Source organism: Polaribacter sp. IC066 (assembly GCF_007997085.1).
Lineage (GTDB): Bacteria > Bacteroidota > Bacteroidia > Flavobacteriales > Flavobacteriaceae > Polaribacter.
In genome coordinates this window covers 1-21506 of sequence record NZ_VORR01000052.1, presented here as the reverse complement: position 1 = coordinate 21506, position 21506 = coordinate 1, and the positions used below count along the sequence as shown (strand labels likewise).

General features: G+C 33.5%; 18 protein-coding genes, 1 tRNA gene, 1 pseudogene and 1 riboswitch. All 20 genes and pseudogenes read left to right on the top strand.

The features are described 5' to 3' along the window. Window positions 1–110: 110 nt before the first annotated feature. The 20 genes and pseudogenes from cysD (at window position 111) to ES044_RS14885 (ending at window position 20755) form a co-directional block, all read left to right on the top strand. The gene (gene cysD / locus ES044_RS14980; protein WP_147120135.1) at window positions 111–1016 is read left to right on the top strand and encodes a sulfate adenylyltransferase subunit CysD; all 906 of its coding nucleotides are present in this window, start codon (window positions 111–113) and stop codon (window positions 1014–1016) included. Between the two features lie 290 nt (window positions 1017–1306). Beyond that, entirely contained in the window at window positions 1307–2614 is a 1308-nt protein-coding gene (locus ES044_RS14975) for a sulfate adenylyltransferase subunit 1 (RefSeq protein WP_147120136.1), read from the top strand. A 165-nt stretch (window positions 2615–2779) separates the two neighbouring features. Then, entirely contained in the window at window positions 2780–4882 is a 2103-nt protein-coding gene (locus ES044_RS14970; RefSeq protein WP_147120137.1) for a HEPN domain-containing protein, read from the top strand. Between the two features lie 20 nt (window positions 4883–4902). Beyond that, complete coding sequence (gene cobA / locus ES044_RS14965; protein ID WP_223269227.1) at window positions 4903–5742, top strand: uroporphyrinogen-III C-methyltransferase; 840 nt, start codon at window positions 4903–4905, stop codon at window positions 5740–5742. A gap of 1 nt (window position 5743) precedes the next feature. Continuing rightward, the gene (locus ES044_RS14960; RefSeq protein ID WP_147120138.1) at window positions 5744–6358 is read left to right on the top strand and encodes an HPP family protein; all 615 of its coding nucleotides are present in this window, start codon (window positions 5744–5746) and stop codon (window positions 6356–6358) included. Between the two features lie 6 nt (window positions 6359–6364). Next, on the top strand, window positions 6365–6946 hold the full coding sequence (locus ES044_RS14955; RefSeq protein WP_147120139.1) for a bifunctional precorrin-2 dehydrogenase/sirohydrochlorin ferrochelatase: 582 nt from the start codon (window positions 6365–6367) through the stop codon (window positions 6944–6946). 67 nt (window positions 6947–7013) lie between these two features. Further along, a complete protein-coding gene (locus tag ES044_RS14950; protein WP_147120140.1) occupies window positions 7014–8069 on the top strand; it encodes an NAD(P)/FAD-dependent oxidoreductase in 1056 nt (351 codons plus the stop codon). A gap of 184 nt (window positions 8070–8253) precedes the next feature. Beyond that, a pseudogene (locus tag ES044_RS19550) lies at window positions 8254–8322 on the top strand (four helix bundle protein); the annotation flags it as partial. Window positions 8323–8326: 4 nt separating this feature from the next. Next, window positions 8327–8518 (top strand): four helix bundle protein, encoded by a 192-nt coding sequence (locus ES044_RS19545; protein WP_147120141.1) that lies wholly within the window; start codon window positions 8327–8329, stop codon window positions 8516–8518. 53 nt (window positions 8519–8571) lie between these two features. Continuing rightward, window positions 8572–8904, top strand: coding sequence for a 2Fe-2S iron-sulfur cluster-binding protein (locus tag ES044_RS14935; RefSeq protein WP_147120142.1), 333 nt, complete (start codon window positions 8572–8574; stop codon window positions 8902–8904). Between the two features lie 8 nt (window positions 8905–8912). After that, window positions 8913–9668 (top strand): serine O-acetyltransferase EpsC, encoded by a 756-nt coding sequence (gene epsC / locus ES044_RS14930; protein WP_147120143.1) that lies wholly within the window; start codon window positions 8913–8915, stop codon window positions 9666–9668. A 4-nt stretch (window positions 9669–9672) separates the two neighbouring features. Beyond that, window positions 9673–10566: a cysteine synthase CysM gene (cysM, locus tag ES044_RS14925; protein WP_147120144.1), complete on the top strand. Its 894-nt coding sequence runs from the start codon at window positions 9673–9675 to the stop codon at window positions 10564–10566. A gap of 214 nt (window positions 10567–10780) precedes the next feature. Continuing rightward, window positions 10781–10906, top strand: a riboswitch (SAM riboswitch). 47 nt (window positions 10907–10953) lie between these two features. Continuing rightward, a complete protein-coding gene (locus ES044_RS14920) occupies window positions 10954–11952 on the top strand; it encodes a homocysteine S-methyltransferase family protein (RefSeq protein ID WP_147120145.1) in 999 nt (332 codons plus the stop codon). 69 nt (window positions 11953–12021) lie between these two features. Next, window positions 12022–12375 (top strand): four helix bundle protein, encoded by a 354-nt coding sequence (locus ES044_RS14915; RefSeq protein ID WP_147120146.1) that lies wholly within the window; start codon window positions 12022–12024, stop codon window positions 12373–12375. Window positions 12376–12377: 2 nt separating this feature from the next. Continuing rightward, complete coding sequence (metH, locus tag ES044_RS14910) at window positions 12378–15086, top strand: methionine synthase (RefSeq protein WP_147120147.1); 2709 nt, start codon at window positions 12378–12380, stop codon at window positions 15084–15086. A gap of 241 nt (window positions 15087–15327) precedes the next feature. After that, on the top strand, window positions 15328–16281 hold the full coding sequence (gene metF, locus ES044_RS14905) for a methylenetetrahydrofolate reductase [NAD(P)H] (RefSeq protein ID WP_147120148.1): 954 nt from the start codon (window positions 15328–15330) through the stop codon (window positions 16279–16281). Between the two features lie 272 nt (window positions 16282–16553). Beyond that, window positions 16554–16871: a thioredoxin gene (gene trxA, locus ES044_RS14900; RefSeq protein ID WP_147120149.1), complete on the top strand. Its 318-nt coding sequence runs from the start codon at window positions 16554–16556 to the stop codon at window positions 16869–16871. A 267-nt stretch (window positions 16872–17138) separates the two neighbouring features. Further along, window positions 17139–19697, top strand: a complete 2559-nt coding sequence (locus ES044_RS14895; RefSeq protein ID WP_147120150.1) for a M1 family metallopeptidase — start codon at window positions 17139–17141, stop codon at window positions 19695–19697. Between the two features lies 1 nt (window position 19698). Then, window positions 19699–20619 (top strand): DUF58 domain-containing protein, encoded by a 921-nt coding sequence (locus ES044_RS14890; RefSeq protein WP_147120151.1) that lies wholly within the window; start codon window positions 19699–19701, stop codon window positions 20617–20619. A gap of 62 nt (window positions 20620–20681) precedes the next feature. After that, window positions 20682–20755 (top strand) — tRNA-Asp (locus ES044_RS14885). Window positions 20756–21506: the final 751 nt, after the last annotated feature.

Sequence of the window (21506 nt, the reverse complement as noted above, 5' to 3'; positions counted from 1 at the left end):
AAACGTCCGAGTGAGAGTTCCTTCTCAAGCCTGCATTGAGCAAAGGCGAAACGGGGAAGGTTAGGATGGGCTAACAGAGAATGTGGTTTGCATATTTAAAAGACATGATCATGAATCAAAGAACAATACAAGTAGATGCTTTAGAAAGTGAAGCAATTTATATTTTTAGAGAGGTTATAGCGCAGTTTGAGAAACCTGTGTTGCTTTTTTCTGGCGGAAAAGATAGTATCACATTGGTACGATTAGCACAAAAAGCATTTTATCCTGCTAAAATTCCGTTTCCTTTAATGCATATAGATACAGGTCATAATTTTCCTGAAACCATTGAATTTAGAGATCGGTTAACGAAAGAATTAGGCCTAGAATTAATCATTAGAAACGTACAAGACAATATCGATAACGGCACTGTAAAAGAAGAAACTGGCAGGTATGCAAGTAGAAATATGCTGCAAACAGAAACGCTTTTAGACGCTATAGAAGAGTTTGGTTTCGACGCTTGTATTGGTGGTGCCAGAAGAGATGAAGAAAAAGCAAGAGCAAAAGAACGTATTTTTTCTGTACGTGATGATTTTGGGCAATGGGATGAAAAAAATCAGCGTCCAGAAGTTTTTGATATGTTAAATGGGCGCATCGATTTAGGTCAAAATGTGCGCGTTTTTCCGATTTCAAATTGGACTGAATTAGATGTTTGGTCGTATATCAAAAATGAACAGATTGAAATTCCGTCTATTTATTTTGCACATAAAAGAAAAACATTTTTAAGAGACGGATTGATTTGGTCGGCAGAGGATGCCGTTGTTTTTAGAGATAAAGAAGAAGAAGTTGTCGATAGAATGGTTCGTTTTAGAACTGTTGGTGATATGAGTTGCACGGCCGCAGTGTTATCTCATGCAGTAGATATTGCAAAAGTCGTAGAAGAAATTAGAGATTCATCTATTTCAGAAAGAGGCGCAAGAATTGATGATAAACGATCGGAAGCTGCCATGGAAAAGAGGAAACAACAAGGATATTTTTAAAAAGCCCCCTATCCCCCGAAGGGGAAACAACGGAATCGAAATGGGTAAAAACGTACTACCAGATTATAAAAATTAATTATTTTTTGGGCGTTTTAACAGGCTTTCAACTATATCTTTTTGCCGAAAAAGGCAAAAAAGATAGAGCCTGTCTTGAGCGAAGTCGAAAGGTTTCAATCCCTAACGCATAGTGAAAGTTAAGAAATATAGTATAAGTTTTAAAGACATCCTAAATGTTCAAAAACATCCTGCAAGGTTTTCAAAACCTTGTAGGTATTTAAAAAAATAACAAAATGATTCGCACAAAAACATATAAAAGCCCAACTACTTCTCCTTCAAAAAAAGTCGGATTAGGGCATTTAAAAATAGCAACTGCAGGAAGTGTAGATGACGGTAAAAGCACCTTAATTGGGCGTTTATTATATGATACAAAATCATTAACAGATGATAAATTAGAAGCCATTGAAGAAAAAAGCAGACAAAGAGGATTTGATTATTTAGATTTTTCTCTGGCAACAGATGGATTGGTTGCAGAACGTGAACAAGGAATCACTATCGATGTGGCACATATTTATTTTTCAACCAGAAAAAAGAGTTTCATCATTGCAGATACACCAGGCCATATCGAATATACCAGAAATATGGTTACTGGGGCTTCCACAGCGCAAGCTTCTATCGTTTTAATTGATGCAAGAAACGGAGTTGTAGAACAAACCTACCGTCATTTTTTCATCAATAATCTATTGCGAATTAAAGACGTTGTTATCGCCATTAATAAAATGGATTTGGTAGATTTTTCGGAAGAAAAGTACAATAGCATCAAAGGAGAAATTGAATATTTAGCAAGTAAAAGCGCGTATAAAAATCAGAACTTAACATTTATTCCATTATCTGCTTTACAAGGCGATAACTTGGTTTCAAAATCTGAAAATACACCTTGGTACAAAGGCGAAACCTTATTACATCATTTAGAAAACCTGGATGCAGAAGATATCAATGAAGTGTCACAAGTTCGTTTTCCGGTGCAAACTGTTATCAGACCAAAAACAGACGATTATCATGATTTTAGAGGCTATGCGGGTAAAATTTACGGTGGCGATTTAGAAATCGGAGATGAAATTGTGGTGTTGCCATCACAAACAAAATCAACCATAAAAAGCATTCATTTTTTTGACAAAGAGTTCGCAAGGGCTAAAAACGGAAGTTCCGTGACCATTACTCTAAATGATAATGTAAATGTGAGTAGAGGCGATATGTTGGTGAAAGTTAATGAAGAACCAACAATTACAAAGCAATTGAACGCAACAATTTGTTGGATGGATAAAGAACCTTTAAAGGCTTCACAAAAATATATAATCAAACATGGTGTAAATGATGCGCAGGCAAAAATCACACAAGTATCAAGTATTATTAAAACTGATTTCTCTGGAATTGAAGAAAATCCATCAGAATTAGAATTGAATCAAATAGGAGAAGTTCAATTAAAATTGAGCAAACCTTTATTGGTAGATCCTTACAGTCAAAATAAATCGAATGGGTCATTTATTTTGATCAATCCGAAGACAAATAATACGGTTGGAGTCGGGTTTATAGCCCCCTAACCCCCGAAGGGGGAATTAGCTAGTTTGCTAATAAAATAGATTTTTCTATTCCCGAAGTTTCAGGATTGGAAATCTAGTAAGTAAGAAAAAAAATAGTATTAACATTACTTTTACCGCCCGAGTAAGAGTTCCTTCCCCTCTGGAAGGTTAGGATGGGCTGTTTGTATGCAAAGTTTTAGAACAGAAATAGAAAACCCGATAGTAGAAAAAGATATTTTAGAATTAGATCGTAAGATTCAACTTTTTAAAGAAGGAAAAATAGACGAAGAACGTTTTAGAAGTTTACGTCTGGCGAGAGGCGTTTATGGTCAGCGCCAGTTTGGTGTACAAATGATTCGTATAAAATTGCCTTATGGTAAAGTTTCTAGTGAACAACTGCATCGAATTGCAGCTGTTTCTGATGAATATTCTCGAGGAAGATTGCACATCACCACAAGACAAGATATTCAAATTCATCATGTGAGTTTAGATCGTACGCCAGAATTATGGGCGCAGTTAGAAAAAGATGATATTACGTTGCGTGAAGCTTGCGGAAATGCCGTTAGAAATATTACGGCTTCAGAAACTGCAGGAATAGACATCAACGAACCTTTTGATGTTTCGCCGTATGCCGATGCTACGTTTAAATTCTTTTTAAGAAATCCGATTTGTCAAGAAATGGGACGTAAATTTAAAATGTCTTTTTCGGGCACAGATGATGATACTGCGATTAGTTTTATCCACGATTTAGGCTTTATTGCAAAAGTAAAAATCGAAAACGGCATCACTAAAAAAGGATTTAAAGTTTTATTAGGCGGTGGTTTAGGATCACAGCCAAGACATGCCGATGTTATTTATGATTTTCTTGAAGAAGATGTTTTAATACCCACAATAGAAGGTGTTTTAAGAATTTTTGACAGATTTGGCGAACGTGCAAAAAGAGCAAAAGCAAGATTAAAATTTTTGGTCAAAGATATCGGAGTAAATGATTTTTTACAATTAGTTGCTGATGAAGTAGATGCTTTAGAAAACAAAACTTTTAGAATCGATACAACTGTTTTTGAACAGCCAATTTTTTTTCAAGAGGTAGCAATTCCATTAGTAAAAATTGAAAATGAAAAAGCTTTTCAAAAATGGAAAGAAACCAATGTCATCACACAAAAACAAGAAGGTTTATTTGCTATCGGAATTAAAGTTCATTTAGGAGATTTCTACACGCCAAAAGCAAGATTGTTAGCCGATTTGGTAAAGAAATATGCGGCAAATGAAATACGATTAACATTGCGACAAAACATATTAATTCGTCATATTAGAGAGGAATTGTTACCGTTTTTTTATGTTGAATTAGAAAAATTAGGTTTTGCGAAAATAGGTTATAATTCCACCGCAGATATTACTGCCTGTCCAGGAACAGATACTTGTAATTTAGGAATTTCTAGCAGTACAGGAATTGCAGTTGCGTTAGAAAAAGTCTTGGAAGAAGAATATCCAAAGTATCTGAATAACAAAGAAATTGCCATTAAAATTAGTGGGTGTATGAATGCCTGTGGGCAACATAATATGGCGCATATTGGTTTTCAAGGAATGTCTATAAAAGTAGGTAATTTACAAGCGCCAGCATTACAAGTTTTAATTGGTGGCGGGATTTTAGGAGACGGAAAAGGTCGTTTTTCTGACAAGTTGGTGAAAATTCCGAGTAAAAGAGGTCCAGAAGCATTGCGTATGCTGTTAAATGATCTTGATGAAAATCAGCATAAAGAAGAAACCTTTTTAGAATATTATGACAGACAAGGAAAAACTTATTTCTATGATTTATTAAAAGGACTGTCTGATACAACCAATTTAAAACCGAGTGATTTTATTGATTGGGGACATAATGAAGCTTACGTAAAAGCAATTGGATTAGGAGAATGTGCAGGCGTTGTAATCGATTTAATTGCAACACTTTTATTTGAGAGTGAAGAAAAAATAATCAATGCTGAAGAAGCTTTAAAAGAAAATCAGTTTTCAGATAGTATTTACCATGCGTATACTTCTTTAGTGAATACTGCAAAAGCTTTATTAATTGCAGAAAATATTAAAACAAATACTCAAACAGTAATCATCAGCGATTTTCAAAAGCATTTTGTGGAGACAAATAAAATTGATTTAGAGATTTCTTTTGAAGATTTGGTGTACCAAATTAAAAAAGAGCAACCAACAAAAGCATTTGCAGAAAGTTACTTAAACGATGCACAATCATTTTATAAAAAAGTAGATGCATTTAGATTAGCAGAAACAACCGCATAAATATTAGAAAAGAAAAAATAATGAATAATTTTCATATAGATAAAGAGTCTGCGTTTTTCCCAGAGCTTGTATTGAGCGAAGTCGAAACAGGGGGTAAAAGGGAGCTTTTAACAGTTGTTGGCGCTGGCCCCGGTGACATAGATTTAATCACTTTAAAAGCGGTTAAAGTTTTAAAAACTGCGGATGTAGTTTTATATGACGCGCTAGTAAATGAAGAGTTGTTGGAATATGTCAACCCAAAAGCAGAATTAATTTTCGTAGGAAAACGAAGAGGTTGTTACACATATCAGCAAGAACAAATCAATGACTTAATTGTTGCTCGCGCAAAATCTCACGGACATGTAGTTCGTTTAAAAGGAGGAGATCCGTTTATTTTTGGTCGAGGCGCAGAAGAAATGGAATATGCAGCAAGCTTTGGCATAAAAACAGCCATGGTTCCTGGAATTTCGTCTTCATTAGCGGTTGCTGCAAGTCAGAATATTCCGTTGACAAAACGTGGTAGTGCAGAAAGTTTTTGGGTCATTACAGGCACCACCAAAGAACACAAACTTTCTAGTGATATTGCTTTGGCTTCAAAATCGAATGCGACTGTTGTCATCTTAATGGGAATGGGAAAGTTATCAGAAATTGTAAAATTATTTCAGCAAGAACATAAAAATAATTTACCAGTTGCCATTATTCAAAACGGAACAACATCCAAAGAAAAAGTAGGAATTGGAACTGTGGATACCATTTTAGAGATTGTAAAAGAGAATGATTTAAGCAACCCTGCGATTATTGTTTTGGGTGAAGTTGTAAATCACAGAGGAGTTTTAGCGAGTGTGCAACGAGATGCTATTTTAAGTGCTATCTTAGTATAATATGATAAAACAAAAAATAGAAAGAACAATAAGAATCACTAAATATGTTGTTTATAAAGAAACTTCACTTGACTATAAAGAAAGCTTTTGGTCATTTATTGGAGCATTTTTTGGTATCGGAATCATTGCTTTTATACAGTCTTTTTATTTTCCTGTTTTAGAAAATGTTTTTTTAATAGGATCTTTTGGAGCCACTTGTGTTTTAATTTATGGAGCAATACAAAGTCCTTTAGCGCAACCTAGAAATTTAATCGGAGGTCATTTGATATCTGCAATAATCGGAGTTACGATTTATAAAATAGTTCCAGATATTATATGGTTATCAGCACCTTTAGCAGTCTCATTTTCAATAATAGCGATGCAATATACAAAAACCTTGCATCCACCAGGAGGAGCTACTTCGTTAATCGCAGTGATTGGGACAGAAAAGATTAAATCGTTAGGATATTTATACGTGTTTTTTCCTGTTTTATCTGGAGTCATTATTTTGTTTTTAATTGCACTAATATTTAATAATATGACTTCAAGCAGATGTTATCCTACGAATAATAAATTTACAAGAAGGTTTAGAAAAGCAAAAATTCTTAACACACATAAAAGACGATTTAAATCATAGTCTAAAATGATTAAAGAAAGAAATAATTTATATCCTATTTTTTTAAAAACGAAAAGTTTAAATGTACTAATTGTTGGCGGAGGAAATGTTGCTGAAGAAAAATTGACTTTTTTGTTAAAATCGAGTCCAGATGCACATGTAACAATGGTTTCGCCAATGTTTAGAGAAGCTACCATTTCATTAGCTAAAAAAGGATGTGTTACTTTAGTTGAAGATGTTTACAATAAACGATACTTAACAGGTAAGCACATGGTGGTGGCAACCACAGATAATCCTGCAATAAATGTGGAAGTTTGGCAAGATTGTAGAGCTATTTCTACATTGGTAAATGTTGCAGATAATCCGCCATATTGCGATTTCTATATGGGCGGAATCGTAACCAAAGGAAATGTAAAAATTGCAATTTCAACAAACGGAAAATCGCCAACAACAGCAAAAAGATTGCGTCAATTTTTTGAAGATGTACTTCCAGAAAACATCGATGATTTGGTGAAAAATCTAAATGAATATCGAAAAACTATTAAAGGAAATTTTGAAGAAAAAGTAGAGAAGCTAAACGAATTTACAAAAGGTTTGGTTGAAAAATAATAGATTTAAAAAGACCTCACAGGTTTTAAAAACCTGTGAGGTCTAAAGCTAGTTAAAACAAAAAAATATGATTACAACAGACATCTTAATTATCGGGGCAGGACCTACAGGATTATTTACTGTTTTTGAAGCAGGTTTATTAAAGTTAAAATGTCATTTAATTGATGCTCTAGCGCAACCTGGCGGACAATGTTCAGAGATTTATCCGAAGAAACCTATTTATGATATTCCGGGGTATCCAGAAATTTTAGCGGGAGATTTAACCCATAAATTAATTGAACAAAGCAAGCAATTTAAACCTGGTTTTACTTTGGGAGAAAGGGCAGAAACCATCAACAAATTAGAAGACGGAACCTTTATTGTTACCACAAATAAAGGTACAGAACATCATGCAAAAATTGTGGCAATTGCTGGCGGATTGGGGTCTTTTGAGCCAAGAAAACCCTTAATTCCGAATATCGCAGATTTCGAAGATAGAGGCGTTGAGTATATGATTAAAGAGCCAGAACTGTATCGAGATAAAAAAGTAGTAATTTCTGGAGGAGGCGATTCTGCTTTAGATTGGGCAATTTTCTTGTCGAATATTGCATCCGAAGTAACATTGATTCACAGAAGAAACGAATTTAGAGGCGCGTTAGATTCTGTTGAAAAAGTACAAGAATTAAAAAATTTAGGAAAAATACGATTGATTACGCCTGCAGAAGTAAAAGGGATTTTAGGAAATGGAAGATTAACAGGAGTTGCGGTTGAGAAAAAAGGAGAAGATGCTTTTATTGTAGATGCAGACCATTTTATTCCGTTGTTTGGCTTATCGCCAAAATTAGGGCCGATTGGTAACTGGGGATTAGAAATAGAGAAAAATGCAATTAAAGTAGACAACGCATTAGATTATCAAACGAATATTCCAGGAGTATACGCTATTGGGGATGTCAATACCTATCCTGGGAAATTAAAATTGATTTTATGCGGATTTCATGAGGCCACTTTAATGTGTCAAAGTGCTTATAAGCGTATTTTTCCTAATAAAAAATATGTAATGAAATACACCACTGTTGGCGGTGTTGTGGGGTTTGACGGCACAAAGAAAGAAGCTCCGAAATCAGTTGTGAAGGCGATAGAGTAAAAATGGAGTAAATAGGTTTTAGTGTTTAGTAATTAGGGGGGAATCGTTAAGTTCTATTTAATATGTTTAGTTTGCAATAAATTAATTTAAAAAACCTGTTATGAGCGTTCAGAGATTTGAAGAGTTCATAGTTTGGCAAAAAGCACAAGATTATTCAGTATTTATATAGGATAATTTAAAAAATAACAGCGATTTTTCTTTTTGTGATCAAATAAAAAGAGCCTCAATTTCTATCTCAAATAATATTGCATAAGGTTATGATAGAGCAACGAATCCCGATTTCAAGAGACTTTTTATCTATATCTTTGGTGTTGAATAGTGAAACCAGATCGATGTTGTATTTAGCTGTAAGGTTAAAATTTATTTCCGACGAAATTTTCAAAGATTTAATACATAAATCTAACGAAATAGAAAAAATGTTGTTCAGTTTAATAAAATCACTAAAGTAATTTTCAATTTGAATCCAACGACTAAAACCTAGTTACTATTTACTAATAACCAAATGAGTTTAGATATCAATATTAAAATAACAGATAGAAACGGCGTAAAACATGAGGTTGTTGCACCCACAGACATGGCAATGAACTTGATGGAGGTTGTGCGTGCATTTGAGCTTGCAGAAGAAGGAACCATCGGCATTTGTGGCGGAATGGCAATGTGTGCATCGTGTCAATGTTATGTAAAATCTGATCATCAATTACCAGAAATTTCAGACGATGAAGATGCAATGTTGGCAGAAGCTTTTTATGTAGAAGAGAATAGCAGACTAGGTTGTCAAATACAAATGACAGCAGAATTAGAGGGTTTAGAAGTAGAATTAGCACCAGAATCGTAGTTTTAAAAATGAGAGAAGCAGCAGCAAAAATCGAATTTAAAAATTACAGTATGTGTTTAAGAGATGCTGTAGAAATTTTTACAAAAGAATTAATTAACTGTTTGTTTGATGAGCAGTATCAGCAAGTAAATGGGGAATCTACTAAAAATAAATTTTTTAAAATTTTAGAACGATTATCCATCGAAAATAAAGATTGTTTTTGGTTAGATTTTGAAAGCTCATTTATCGAAATAAGAAGAAAATTAGATTTAGATGCTTTGGCAGCCTTAAATAGTGATCCTGCTGCAAAAAGTTTAAGAGAAGTCTATTTGGCATATCCTGGTTTTTATGCGATTGCTGTATATCGTTTAAGCAATCAATTATTAAAACAAGAAATTCCTGTTTTACCAAGAATGATGAGCGAATTTGCGCACAGTGCAACCGGTACGGATATTCATCCGGGAGCAGAAATTGGCGATTCTTTTTTTATAGACCACGCCACAGGAATTGTAATTGGAGAAACCACCATTATTAAAGATAATGTAACCATTTTTCAAGGAGTAACTTTAGGCGGAATACAAGTAAAGAAAAGTTTGGCTTCTATTAAAAGACATCCAACCATAGAAAACGGAGTGGTTATTTATGCAAATGCAACTATTTTAGGCGGAAATGTTCTTATTGGTGCAAATTCGGTCATTGGAGCAAATGTTTGTATTACAGCATCAATTTCGGAGAATTCCGTGGTTACGGTAAAATCAGAAAATAATATTTTTCAAAGAAGTTAAGTATATGAAAACAAAAAGTATCATAGATTTTGTAGGAAATACACCTTTGGTGGAAGCACAACATATTTTTAAAAAAGAAGGCGTTACTTTATTATTAAAGTTAGAAGGAAATAACCCAGGAGGAAGTGTAAAAGATAGGGCTGCCTATAATATGATTAGCCAAGCGCTGCATAAAAAAAATATTAAAAAAGGCGACACTTTAGTCGAGGCAACCAGCGGAAATACTGGCATTGCTTTGGCTTTAATGGCAAAAGTTTTAGGTGTAAATATGGTTTTGGTGATGCCAGAAAACTCAACGATAGAAAGGGTAAAAACAATGCGTGCTTATGGCGCAGAAGTAATTTTAACTCCGAAAGAATTGGGAATAGAAGGTTCTAGAGATCATGCTTTAGACTTAAAATATAAAAAAGGATATTTTAGATTGAATCAGTTTGATAATCCAGACAATTCTAAAGCACATTATAAGACAACGGGTCCAGAAATTTGGAGAGATACAGAAGGCCAAGTAACCCATTTTATTGCTGCCATGGGAACAACAGGAACTATTATGGGTGTTTCAGATTATCTAAAAGAACAAAATAAAGAGATTAAAATTATTGGTGCGCAACCAAAAGACGATGCTAAAATTCCTGGAATCAGAAAATGGCCTCAAGAATATTTGCCTGCAATTTTTAACGCCTCTAAAGTAGATGAAGTCATAGAAGTTAGCGAAGAAGAAGCAAAAGAAATGACACAAAGATTGGCATCTGAAGAAGGAATTTTTGCAGGAATGAGTAGTGGTGGTTCTGTTTTGACGGCAATAAAAGTAGCCGAGAGATTAGAAAAAGGAGTTGTAGTTGCCATTGTTTGTGATCGAGGAGACCGTTATTTATCATCAACCTTATTTGAAAAGGACTAGAAAAAATATCAGTAAAAAAGATTCGAATTTCACGAATTAGTTCGAATCAAAAAAGTGCTATTTTAAAATAAATAATTTTCCCTGTTTTTTAGGTTAAAATATTTATGAAATTCGTAAAATTAAGGCTTTAAATTTATTAATATTTACAGTATTTAATTCGGTAAATAAAAATATAAACCTTTAATTTGTACTTAGGTTCATTCACTTATTAAATACGTTATCACGAAAGGCAGAGGGATTAGACCCATTGAAGCCTTGGCAACCTCTCATTCTTTGAGAAAGGTGCTACATTCTACAGGTAATTCCTAAATTAATTTTAGGTATTCTTGACAGATAACAGCGAAAAAATTACCTTTCCTGATGACATATTGATACAAATATCAACAAATGTCAACTATATATAAAGCTTTACAAGAACGAATTTTAATTTTAGATGGTGCCATGGGCACGATGCTACAAGCCTATAAATTTTCAGAAGAAGATTTTAGAGGAGAACGTTTTAAAGATTATCCATCGCCGCTTCAAGGAAATAACGATTTACTTTCTATTACCCAACCAGAAGCCATAAAAACCATTCATGCAAAATATTTTGAAGCAGGGGCAGATATTATAGAAACCAATACTTTTTCTGGTACTACCATTGCAATGGCAGATTATCAGCTAGAAGATTTGGTGTACGAATTAAATTATCAATCTGCAAAAATAGCCAAAGAAGTTGCGAATGAGTTTACGGCAAAAGAACCGCACAAACCACGTTTTGTAGCCGGTTCTATTGGGCCAACAAACAGAACGGCAAGCATGTCTCCAGACGTAAATGATCCTGGGTATAGAGCGGTTACTTTTGATGAATTAAGAATTGCCTATAAACAACAAACAGAAGCTTTATTAGATGGTGGTGTAGATTTATTACTAGTAGAAACTGTGTTTGATACCTTGAATGCGAAAGCAGCTTTATTTGCAATTGAGCAAGTAAAAGAAGAAAGAAATATAGAGATCCCGATTATGCTGTCAGGAACAATTACAGATGCCTCGGGCAGAACTTTGTCAGGGCAAACAGCGGAAGCATTTTTGATTTCTGTTTCTCATATCCCGCTTTTATCTGTAGGATTTAACTGCGCTTTAGGTGCCAATTTATTGCAACCTCATTTAGAGGCCATCGCCAACAAAACAGATTTTGCAATTTCTGCTCATCCAAATGCAGGGTTGCCAAATGCGTTTGGAGAATACGATGAAACCGCTGAAGAAATGGGCGAGCAAATAGAAGAATATCTAAAGAAAGATTTAATTAATATTATTGGTGGCTGTTGTGGCACAAGTCCGGAACATATTAGAGAAATTGCTAGAATTGCGAAGAAGTATACACCGAGGGTATTGGTTGGTGGTTAGTGGTTATTCGTTTTTGGTTAGAATTAAAACTATCAACTAGAAACCAATAATTATAAACCAGATAAAAATATGAATTATACAGAATTAGATGTTTGGAAGTATTCAAGGGAATTGGTTAAGTTGGTTTATTTGCTAACAAAATCTTTTCCTAAAGAAGAATTATATGCATTAATAAATCAAATTAGACGAAGTGTTGTTTCCGTTCCTTCAAATATTGCAGAGGGTATTGGAAGACAATCAAACAAAGAAACTATTCATTTTTTATATAGCGCCAAAGGCTCTTTATTCGAAGTTGAAACGCAGCTTTATCTGGCATTTGATTTAGATTATATATCAGAAATAGAATTAAAAAGTATTTTAGAAAAAGTGATTTCAAATAAAAAGTTATTAAATGGTTTTATTAATTATTACAAGAGGCTATAAAAATGAGTGAGACCAACAACGAACAACGAACAACCATAAACCAAAGAAAGTTTCTAAAACTTTCTGGACTAGAACCTCTAATCTTAAATGAAAACAGCAACTTTATCAATGTTGGTGAACGCACAAATGTTGCAGGTTCTCGTAAGTTTTTAAGATTGATAAAAGAAGAGCGTTTTGATGAAGCTTTGGATGTCGCAAGACATCAAGTAGATGGTGGCGCACAAATTATCGATATTAATTTTGATGATGGATTAATTGATGGAAAAGAAGCGATGGTTCGTTTTCTGAATCTAATTGCGGCCGAACCAGATATTTGCAGAGTTCCGATTATGATCGACAGTTCTAAATGGGAAATCATTGAAGCTGGTTTACAAGTTGTGCAAGGAAAATGCATCGTAAATTCTATTTCTTTAAAAGAAGGTGAAGAAAAATTTATTTGGGAAGCAAAACAAATAAAACGATATGGCGCAGCCGTAATTGTGATGGCTTTTGATGAAACTGGGCAAGCAGATAATTACGAACGAAGATTAGAAATAGCAAAACGTTCTTATGATATTTTGGTCAACGTTGTCCACTTTGCATCCGAAGATATTATTTTCGATTTAAATATATTTCCGGTAGCTACAGGAATGGACGAACACAGAAGAAACGCCATCGATTTTATTGAAGCAACACGCTGGGTAAGACAAAATTTATCCAATGTTTCGGTAAGTGGTGGCGTAAGTAATGTGTCTTTTTCCTTTAGAGGAAATGACGGAGTTCGGGAAGCAATGCATTCTGTTTTCTTATACCATGCCATTCAAGCGGGCATGAATATCGGAATTGTAAATCCGGCTTTGTTAGAGATTTACGATGATATTCCTAAAGATCTATTAGAGCGTGTAGAAGATGTTATTTTAGACAGAAGAGAAGATGCAACAGAACGGTTGTTAGATTTTGCTGAAACGGTAAAAGGCTCTAAAGTAGAAAAAGGCTTGGATTTGTCGTGGAGAGAAAACTCTTTACAAGATAGAATTACGCACGCTTTGGTAAAAGGAATTGATGCTTTTATTATAGAAGACGTAGAAGCAGCAAGACAAGCAGCAGAAAAACCCATAGAAGTTATTGAAGGTAATTTAATGACTGGTATGAATGTGGTTGGAGATTTATTTGGCGCAGGAAAAATGTTTTTGCCGCAAGTGGTAAAATCTGCACGAGTAATGAAAAAAGCGGTTTCGTATTTAAATCCGTTTATAGAATTGGATAAAGGAGAAGAAGTAAGGGCGCTTGGACGTATTTTAATGGCAACAGTAAAGGGCGATGTGCATGATATTGGTAAAAATATTGTGAGTGTTGTTTTGGGCTGTAATAATTATGAAATTGTTGATTTAGGGGTGATGGTTGCGCCAGAAAAAATTATTGAAGCGGCAAAAAGAGAAAATGTAGATGTAATTGGTTTAAGCGGCTTAATTACGCCTTCTTTAGATGAGATGGTTTATTTAGCTAAAGAAATGGAGCGTCATAATTTTAAAGTTCCTTTATTAATTGGCGGTGCAACAACCTCTAAAGCGCACACTGCTGTAAAGATAGATACACAATATAAAAATGCAGTAGTTCATGTAAATGATGCATCTAGAGCAGTTACGGTTGTAGGAGATTTATTAAACAAAAAAACGAGTCATTTATACACGGCAAAATTAAAAAAAGAGTATGATGAATTCAGAATCAAGTTTTTAAAACGCGGAAAAGAAAAATCATACATTTCAATTAAAGAAGCACGCAAAAGAAAATATAAAATTAATTGGGAAACTTCTGAAATTAAAAAACCAAAAGAACTCGGGATTCAGGTTTTAGAGCAATTGAGTTTAAAAGAATTGGTTCCTTTTATTGATTGGAGTCCGTTTTTTAGAAGTTGGGATTTGCATGGTAAATATCCTGATATTCTAACGGATAAAATTGTTGGCGAGCAAGCAACCATTTTGTTCGACGATGCTAAAGAAATGTTGCAGCAAATTATAGCAAAACAATTGTTAAAGCCAAAAGCGATTTTTGGCTTGTTTGAAGCAAATTCTATACATGATGATGATATTTTGATTAAAAAGAAAGGCGAAGAAATTGCTGTTTTTAGAACTTTACGTCAGCAATTAAAAAAACGAGAAGGGATTCCTAGTATTGCATTAGCAGATTTTATTGCGCCTAAAGAAACAAATAAAGCAGATTATATGGGCGTTTTTTGTGTCGCTATTTTTGGCGCGCAAGAATTAGCCACTTCTTATAAAGACAAAGAAGACGATTATAACGCAATTATGGCGCAAGCTTTAGCAGACAGGTTTGCAGAAGCGATGGCAGAATATTTACACAAACAAGTAAGAACAAAACATTGGGGCTATGATACAGATGATGGGTTAACGAACGACGATTTGATCAAAGAAAGTTATAAAGGAATTCGACCGGCACCAGGATACCCAGCATGTCCAGATCATTTAGAAAAAGAAACCATTTGGGATGTATTAAAAGTTGAAGAAAAAATAGGTGTTACGCTTACAGAAAGTTTGGCAATGTGGCCAGCAGCAGCAGTATCAGGATATTATTTTGCAAATAAAGAAGCAAAATATTTTGGATTAGGAAAAATTACGGATGATCAGGTAACTGATTTTGCGGAAAGAAAAGGAATTACAAAAGAGAAAGCAAGAAAGTGGTTGCATCCAAATTTGGCAGAAAGCCCATCTTAATCTTCCCGAGGGGAAAAACACTCTTGGGTGAGTTTGTTTGCGAGAAATTTATAGACCTCGTAGGTTTTTAAAATCTGTGAGGTCTAGTTTCCGTAAGAGCGGGTTTTGCGTTAGCGATTGAAACGGCATCCTTTTTTGAGGTACGAAAAAAAAGATATAGTGAAAAGCGCGACCTTTTTAGGGAACGCCCAAAAAATAAAATTAATAACTAAATAAAAGTCCCTTTTGGGTATTTAGCGGAATGAAAATCACAGAACACATTAAAAAAGCAAACGGAAAAGCATTATTTTCTTTTGAAGTTATTCCGCCAAAAAAAGGGAATAACATTCAAGAATTGTACAACAATATCAATCCGTTAATGGAGTTTAATCCGCCTTTTATAGACGTAACAACCTCTAGAGAAGAGTATGTTTATGTAGAAAAAGAAGGTTTATTAGATAGAAAAATAACGAGAATGCGACCCGGAACTGTGGGTATTTGCGCTGCAATAAAGCATAAATATGATGTAGATACGGTTCCGCATGTGTTATGTGGAGGTTTTTCTAAAGAAGAAACAGAGTATTTATTGGTAGATTGTCATTATCTAGGAATCGACAATGTAATGGCGTTAAGGGGTGATGCGATGAGTCATCAAAAGTATTTTGTACCTTCAAAAGGCGGACATAACTATGCAAAAGAATTGGTTGCTCAAATTCAGAATTTAAATTGTGGTAAATATTTACATGAAGTTATGGAGGCAGCTAGCAAAGCAGATTTTTGTATTGGCGTTGCGGGGTATCCAGAAAAACATTTAGAAGCACCTTCTTTACAAACCGATTTAAAACGATTGAAAGAAAAAGTAGATGCCGGCGCAGATTACGTGGTAACGCAAATGTTTTTTGATAACCAGAAGTATTTTGAGTTTGTAGAAGCTGCAAAAAATGCGGGAATTCATGTACCTATAATTCCGGGAATAAAACCAATGGCTGTGCAGCGACATTTACAATTATTGCCACAAGTTTTTAAAATTGATTTGCCAGAAACTTTAATCAATAGTGTAGAAAAATGCAAGACAAGCAAAGATGTTCGGCAAGTTGGTATTGAATGGACTATTCAGCAATCTAAAGAATTATTAGCGGCAGGAGTGCCAGTTTTGCATTATTATTCTATGGGTAAAAGTGATAATATTCACGCCATTGCAAAAGAATTGTTTTAAAAAAGGGACTTTTCAGTTTTAAGAATTTAAGATTTATAGATAGTGTTTTGTTGTAAAATAGGTGTTTAAGGTAGCCAGTTAATACTAATTTTGATGGCCTATTAATGAAGATACAGTAAAAATGACGAGATTTTTTAATGAATTATTTATTTTTCTGCATAAAATCTATTGATAGACAAATAGTAAAAAGCAATTTTTTTGAAATATCGAAGCTAAATAAATTGATTACTTTTACATTTCAAGAATGAAATAACAAACTAAAAATATAGAAGATGGCATTAGAAATCACAGACGCAAATTTTGAAGAATTAGTATTAAAATCAGACAAGCCAGTATTGGTAGACTTTTGGGCAGCTTGGTGTGGACCTTGCAGAATGGTAGGGCCAATTGTAGATGAAATTTATACTGAATATGAAGGAAAAGCAATTGTTGGTAAAGTTGATGTAGATGCCAATCAAGAGTTTGCAGCTAAATATGGTGTTCGTAATATACCCACGGTTTTAATTTTTAAAAACGGAGAAGTAGTTGACAAACAAGTAGGTGTTGCTCCTAAAAAAACATATACAGGTAAAATTGATGCTGCGATATAGCCGTATAAACATATTTTATAATTAAAAAGGTTTGGCTAACGTCAAGCCTTTTTTTAATTTAGTGAAACTCGATTTTGAAGAATAGCAAAGCTATGAATTCAAAATTGTTAGTTGAATCTGTTTGTCTAATAGGCATGCTAATTCCGCTTTTTAGCGGGATATTGTGTATTATTATGCTATTTTTATAAACCATAGAAACTGCTCTCCAGTTTTATTACCGAAATTGTATCGAGATGTTTTTGTTAATAATCTTATAAACTTTAAGTGATGAAATATTTATTAGCCACATTTGCTTTTTTTTTCCTGATGTCTTGCGCGCAACAAACACCTAAATTAAAACTTGAAAAAGGAATTTCTTATGAGTTAGCAAACTACAGAAAACAACAAATTGCTGACGTTGTATATAATTTACACTTTAAAATTCTGAAGGAAAAAGAAAGCCCTATACCTTCAAAATTAGAAGTAAACTTTACTTTAAAGGATCTACAAAATGATGTAATTCTCGATTTTAATGAAGCAACTTCAAAGCTAAAATCAATCAAAATAAATGGTGTAAAATCCGAAATTAAGCATCAAAAAGAGCATATCATAATTGATCAAACAACACTTGTTTTAGGAGGAAATTGTATTGAAATTCTCTTTGATGCCGGGGAATCATCACTCAATAGAAACGATGAATTTTTATACACATTATTAGTGCCAGACAGAGCAAGTACCTTGTTTCCTTGTTTTGATCAACCAGACATGAAAGCCAATTACAATTTAAAAATTACAGCACCAACAGATTGGAAAGTTTTAGCAGGAGGTTTTGAAAAAAGTAATATAGAAGTTGATGGTTTTACAGAACATACCTTTGCTACTTCAGATCTTATAAGCACGTATTTATTTTCTTTTGTTGTAGGTAAGTTTGCAGAACAAACTAAAAACCCTGGCGCGTTTGATATGCGCTTTTTATACAGAGAGAATAACCAAGAAAAGATGGACGAAAGTGTTGATGAGGTTTTTAAGATTCATCAAAATTCGATCGATTTTTTAGAAGCGTATACAGCTGTAAAATTTCCGTTTCAAAAAATGGATTTTGCGGCAATTCCACCTTTTCAATATGGAGGTATGGAGCATGTTGGCGCCATTCAATACAGAGAATCTTCGTTGTTTTTAGATAAAAATGCCACTCAAAATAAAAAATTAGGCAGAGCAAAGTTAATTGCGCACGAAACAGCACATATGTGGTTTGGTGATTTAGTAACGATGAAATGGTTTAATGATGTGTGGATGAAAGAGGTGTTTGCTAATTTTATGGCAGATAAAATTATCAATCCTGTTTTTCCAGAAGTGAATCATACGTTGAGTTTTATGATGTCTCATTATCCGAGTGCCTATTCAGAAGACAGAACAAAAGGCACCAACGCAATTAGACAGTATTTAGGAAATTTAAAAGATGCAGGTTCTTTATACGGAAGAATTATTTATAACAAAGCACCAATTATGATGCGTCAGTTAGAATATTTATTGGGCGATGATTTATTTCAAGAAGGCATTCAAGAATATATAAAAACGTATCAAAATTCAAATGCCGACTGGAATGAACTGATTACAATTTTTGATAAAAAGTCTGCCGGAGATTTAAAAAGTTGGTCTGATGTTTGGGTAAATTCTTCCGGAAGACCTATTTTTTCTGAAGAAATTGAGTATAATGAAAAAGGAAATGTTACAAAATTTATCATTCATCAAAATGCAGAAGATGGATCAGAAAAAGTTTGGACACAATCTTTTAAAATACAGTTAAAAGATGCTCGAGGCTATGTAAAAAATATCAACATTAAAAATATGGGGAAATCTTTTGATATTACTGCTGCTGCTGCAGATTTTAAACCCGGTGAGGTTTTATACAATACAAACGGATTTGGCTATGGTGTTTTTCCTGTCTATAAAGATAAAATTAATACTTATAAAGATCTTAAAGACGAAGTTTCTAGAGGCTATCAATTCATCAATTTATATGAAAATATGTTGCTTGATGAGGTTGTTCCAAAAGAAGTTTACAAACTCTTTTTATCCTCTATAATAGAAGAAAAAAACGAATTAATTTTAAACTATTTAACCGAAGCTGTAGAGACTATTTTTTGGACTTTTTTAACAGAAGCACAAAGAGACTCGGTTTTACCAACCACAGAACAAACCCTTCAAGAAGTATTGCACGCAGATCATCCTAAAAATATAAAGAAGATAATTTATAATTTGTTGTCTAAAGTTGGCTACAATGAAAGCTCTTTAAAAACGTTATATGGTTTATGGAATTCCGATTTTGAGATTGAAAATCTCTTTTTAAATGAAGACGATTTTACGTCGTTAGCCATAAATTTAGCTATTTTAAACCATCCAAAGGCATCAGAAATTTTATCATTACAACAAACTACAATTACAAATAAAGATCGATTAGAGCGCTTTAAATGGTTGTTGCCATCTTTGTCTTCGGATGAAAATGAGAGAGATGCCTTTATGAAATCTTTGTTGCAAAAAGAGAACAGAGAAAAAGAAGCTTGGGTGCAAACTGCATTGAGTAATATGCATCATCCGTTAAGGCAAAAATCATCGACAAAACATTTAAAATCGATTTTAGAGACTTTAGAAGAAGTGCAGCTTACTGGCGATATTTTCTTTCCGAAAGGATGGCTGGCAAGTTCTATTGGCAACTATTCCTCTAAAGAAGCGGCAGAAATATTGAAAGATTTTTTAGAGGGTAGGAACGATTACAATCCTATTTTATTAAAAAAGTTGTTGCAAACTACAGATAATTTAACTAGAGCGCAAAAAATCAAAAAATAAGATGAAGCTATCCGACGTAAAATCAGCAGAAATAAAAAATTTAGATCTCCTTGCCAAACAAGTGGTAGAGGGTTTTATAACCGGAATTCATAAAAGTCCGTTTCATGGCTTTTCGGTAGAGTTTTCTGAACATAAGTTATACAATAATGGCGAAAGTACGCGCCATATAGATTGGAAACTGTTTGCTAAAACAGAAAAACTGTACACTAAAAAGTACGAAGAAGAAACCAATTTGCGCTGCCATATTATTATAGACAATTCGGCCTCAATGCATTATCCGGTTGTAAAAAGTCAGACCATAAACAATTTAAATAAAGTTGGTTTTTCTGCAGTAGCAGCAGCCTCTTTAATGGAGGTTTTAAAACGCCAAAGAGATGCCGTAGGTTTAAGCGTATATTCTGATTCATATGAATATTATGCGCCAGAAAAAGGTAGCGAACGCCATAGAAGTATGCTTTTGTACCAATTAGAGCAATTATTAGTTGCTAATTCTAAAGCTACTACAGAAACTTATCAATATCTGCATGAGATTGCAGAAAAAATTCACAGACGCTCTTTAATTTTTTTATTTACCGATATGTTTCAGACTTCAAAAGAAGATGAGGTATTATTTGAAGCTTTAAGACACTTAAAATATAATAAACATGAGGTTGTTTTGTTTCATACCTATGACGGAAAGACTGAATTAGACTTTAATTTTGACAATGCGCCAAAGAAATTTGTAGATGTAGAGACTGGCGAAGAAATAAATGTGTTTGCAGAAAATATACAGCAAAAATATACCGAATTAGCTTCTAATTATTTTAAAGATTTAAAAAACAAATGTTTACAGTATAAAATTGATTATGTTCCGGTAGATATTCACCTCGGATTCAATGATATTTTGACCACATATTTGCTGCAAAGAAAAAAATTTAAATAAAATTGTTGTTTTTTCTTGTGTATCTAAAGATGTGTTGTATATTTGCACCCGCTATAAGCAACGGTTTGGTAGTTCAGTTGGTTAGAATGCCTGCCTGTCACGCAGGAGGTCGCGGGTTCGAGTCCCGTCCAGACCGCGAAAAGCTCTTCATTTATGAAGAGCTTTTTTCGTTATAAGAAAGTTTGGACTTGTTCAGGATTGTTGAATCAAGCCCAAAAGAAGGGGATCAATCAATATTTTAGGGATCAAGATAAAAAGTTGTGGAGTAAGATAAAAAAGAAGAATTTTAATTTTATAAATGATTTCTATTTTGGACACCTTAATGCATATTGCAAAAGTATTATTACTAGAAGTTCTTATTGATTATTTTAAACTTACAAAAAACGTTGTTAAACAGGGAGAGCTTCATTTCTATTTTACAGAACTTAACTACTTTTCAATCGGAGTATAAATGACTTAAATTAAACTCTAAAGGCTTCTTTGCAGAGTTTGCTGTTTAAAATTTTTAGTCAGCACCAAAAGTTGTGGAGCTCTATAATTTATGTATAAATAGTAGAACTTTTAAAGAAGAAAGATCTGTGGTCTTTTAATTACGCTAAATTGTCTTCTTAAAAATCTAAATCTGACTAGATTTTATGAATATAAAATAACAGTCAAAATATTTACTGGATTTTGGTGCTTCATTAATTGAAGTAGCAGCGTGTATCTTGATCATGTAGCCAATACTTTTAAAGCTTATGAATGTTATGTATTTAGGACATATACTCATTACAAATAGGATCCCGAAAAATTAGGTTTAATAATTTGAAAATTATCTGTTAGGATATTTTTGAATTCCTCATTTTTCCAAGAGTGACTTTCTAAGAATTCGATTACCTTTTCTCTAA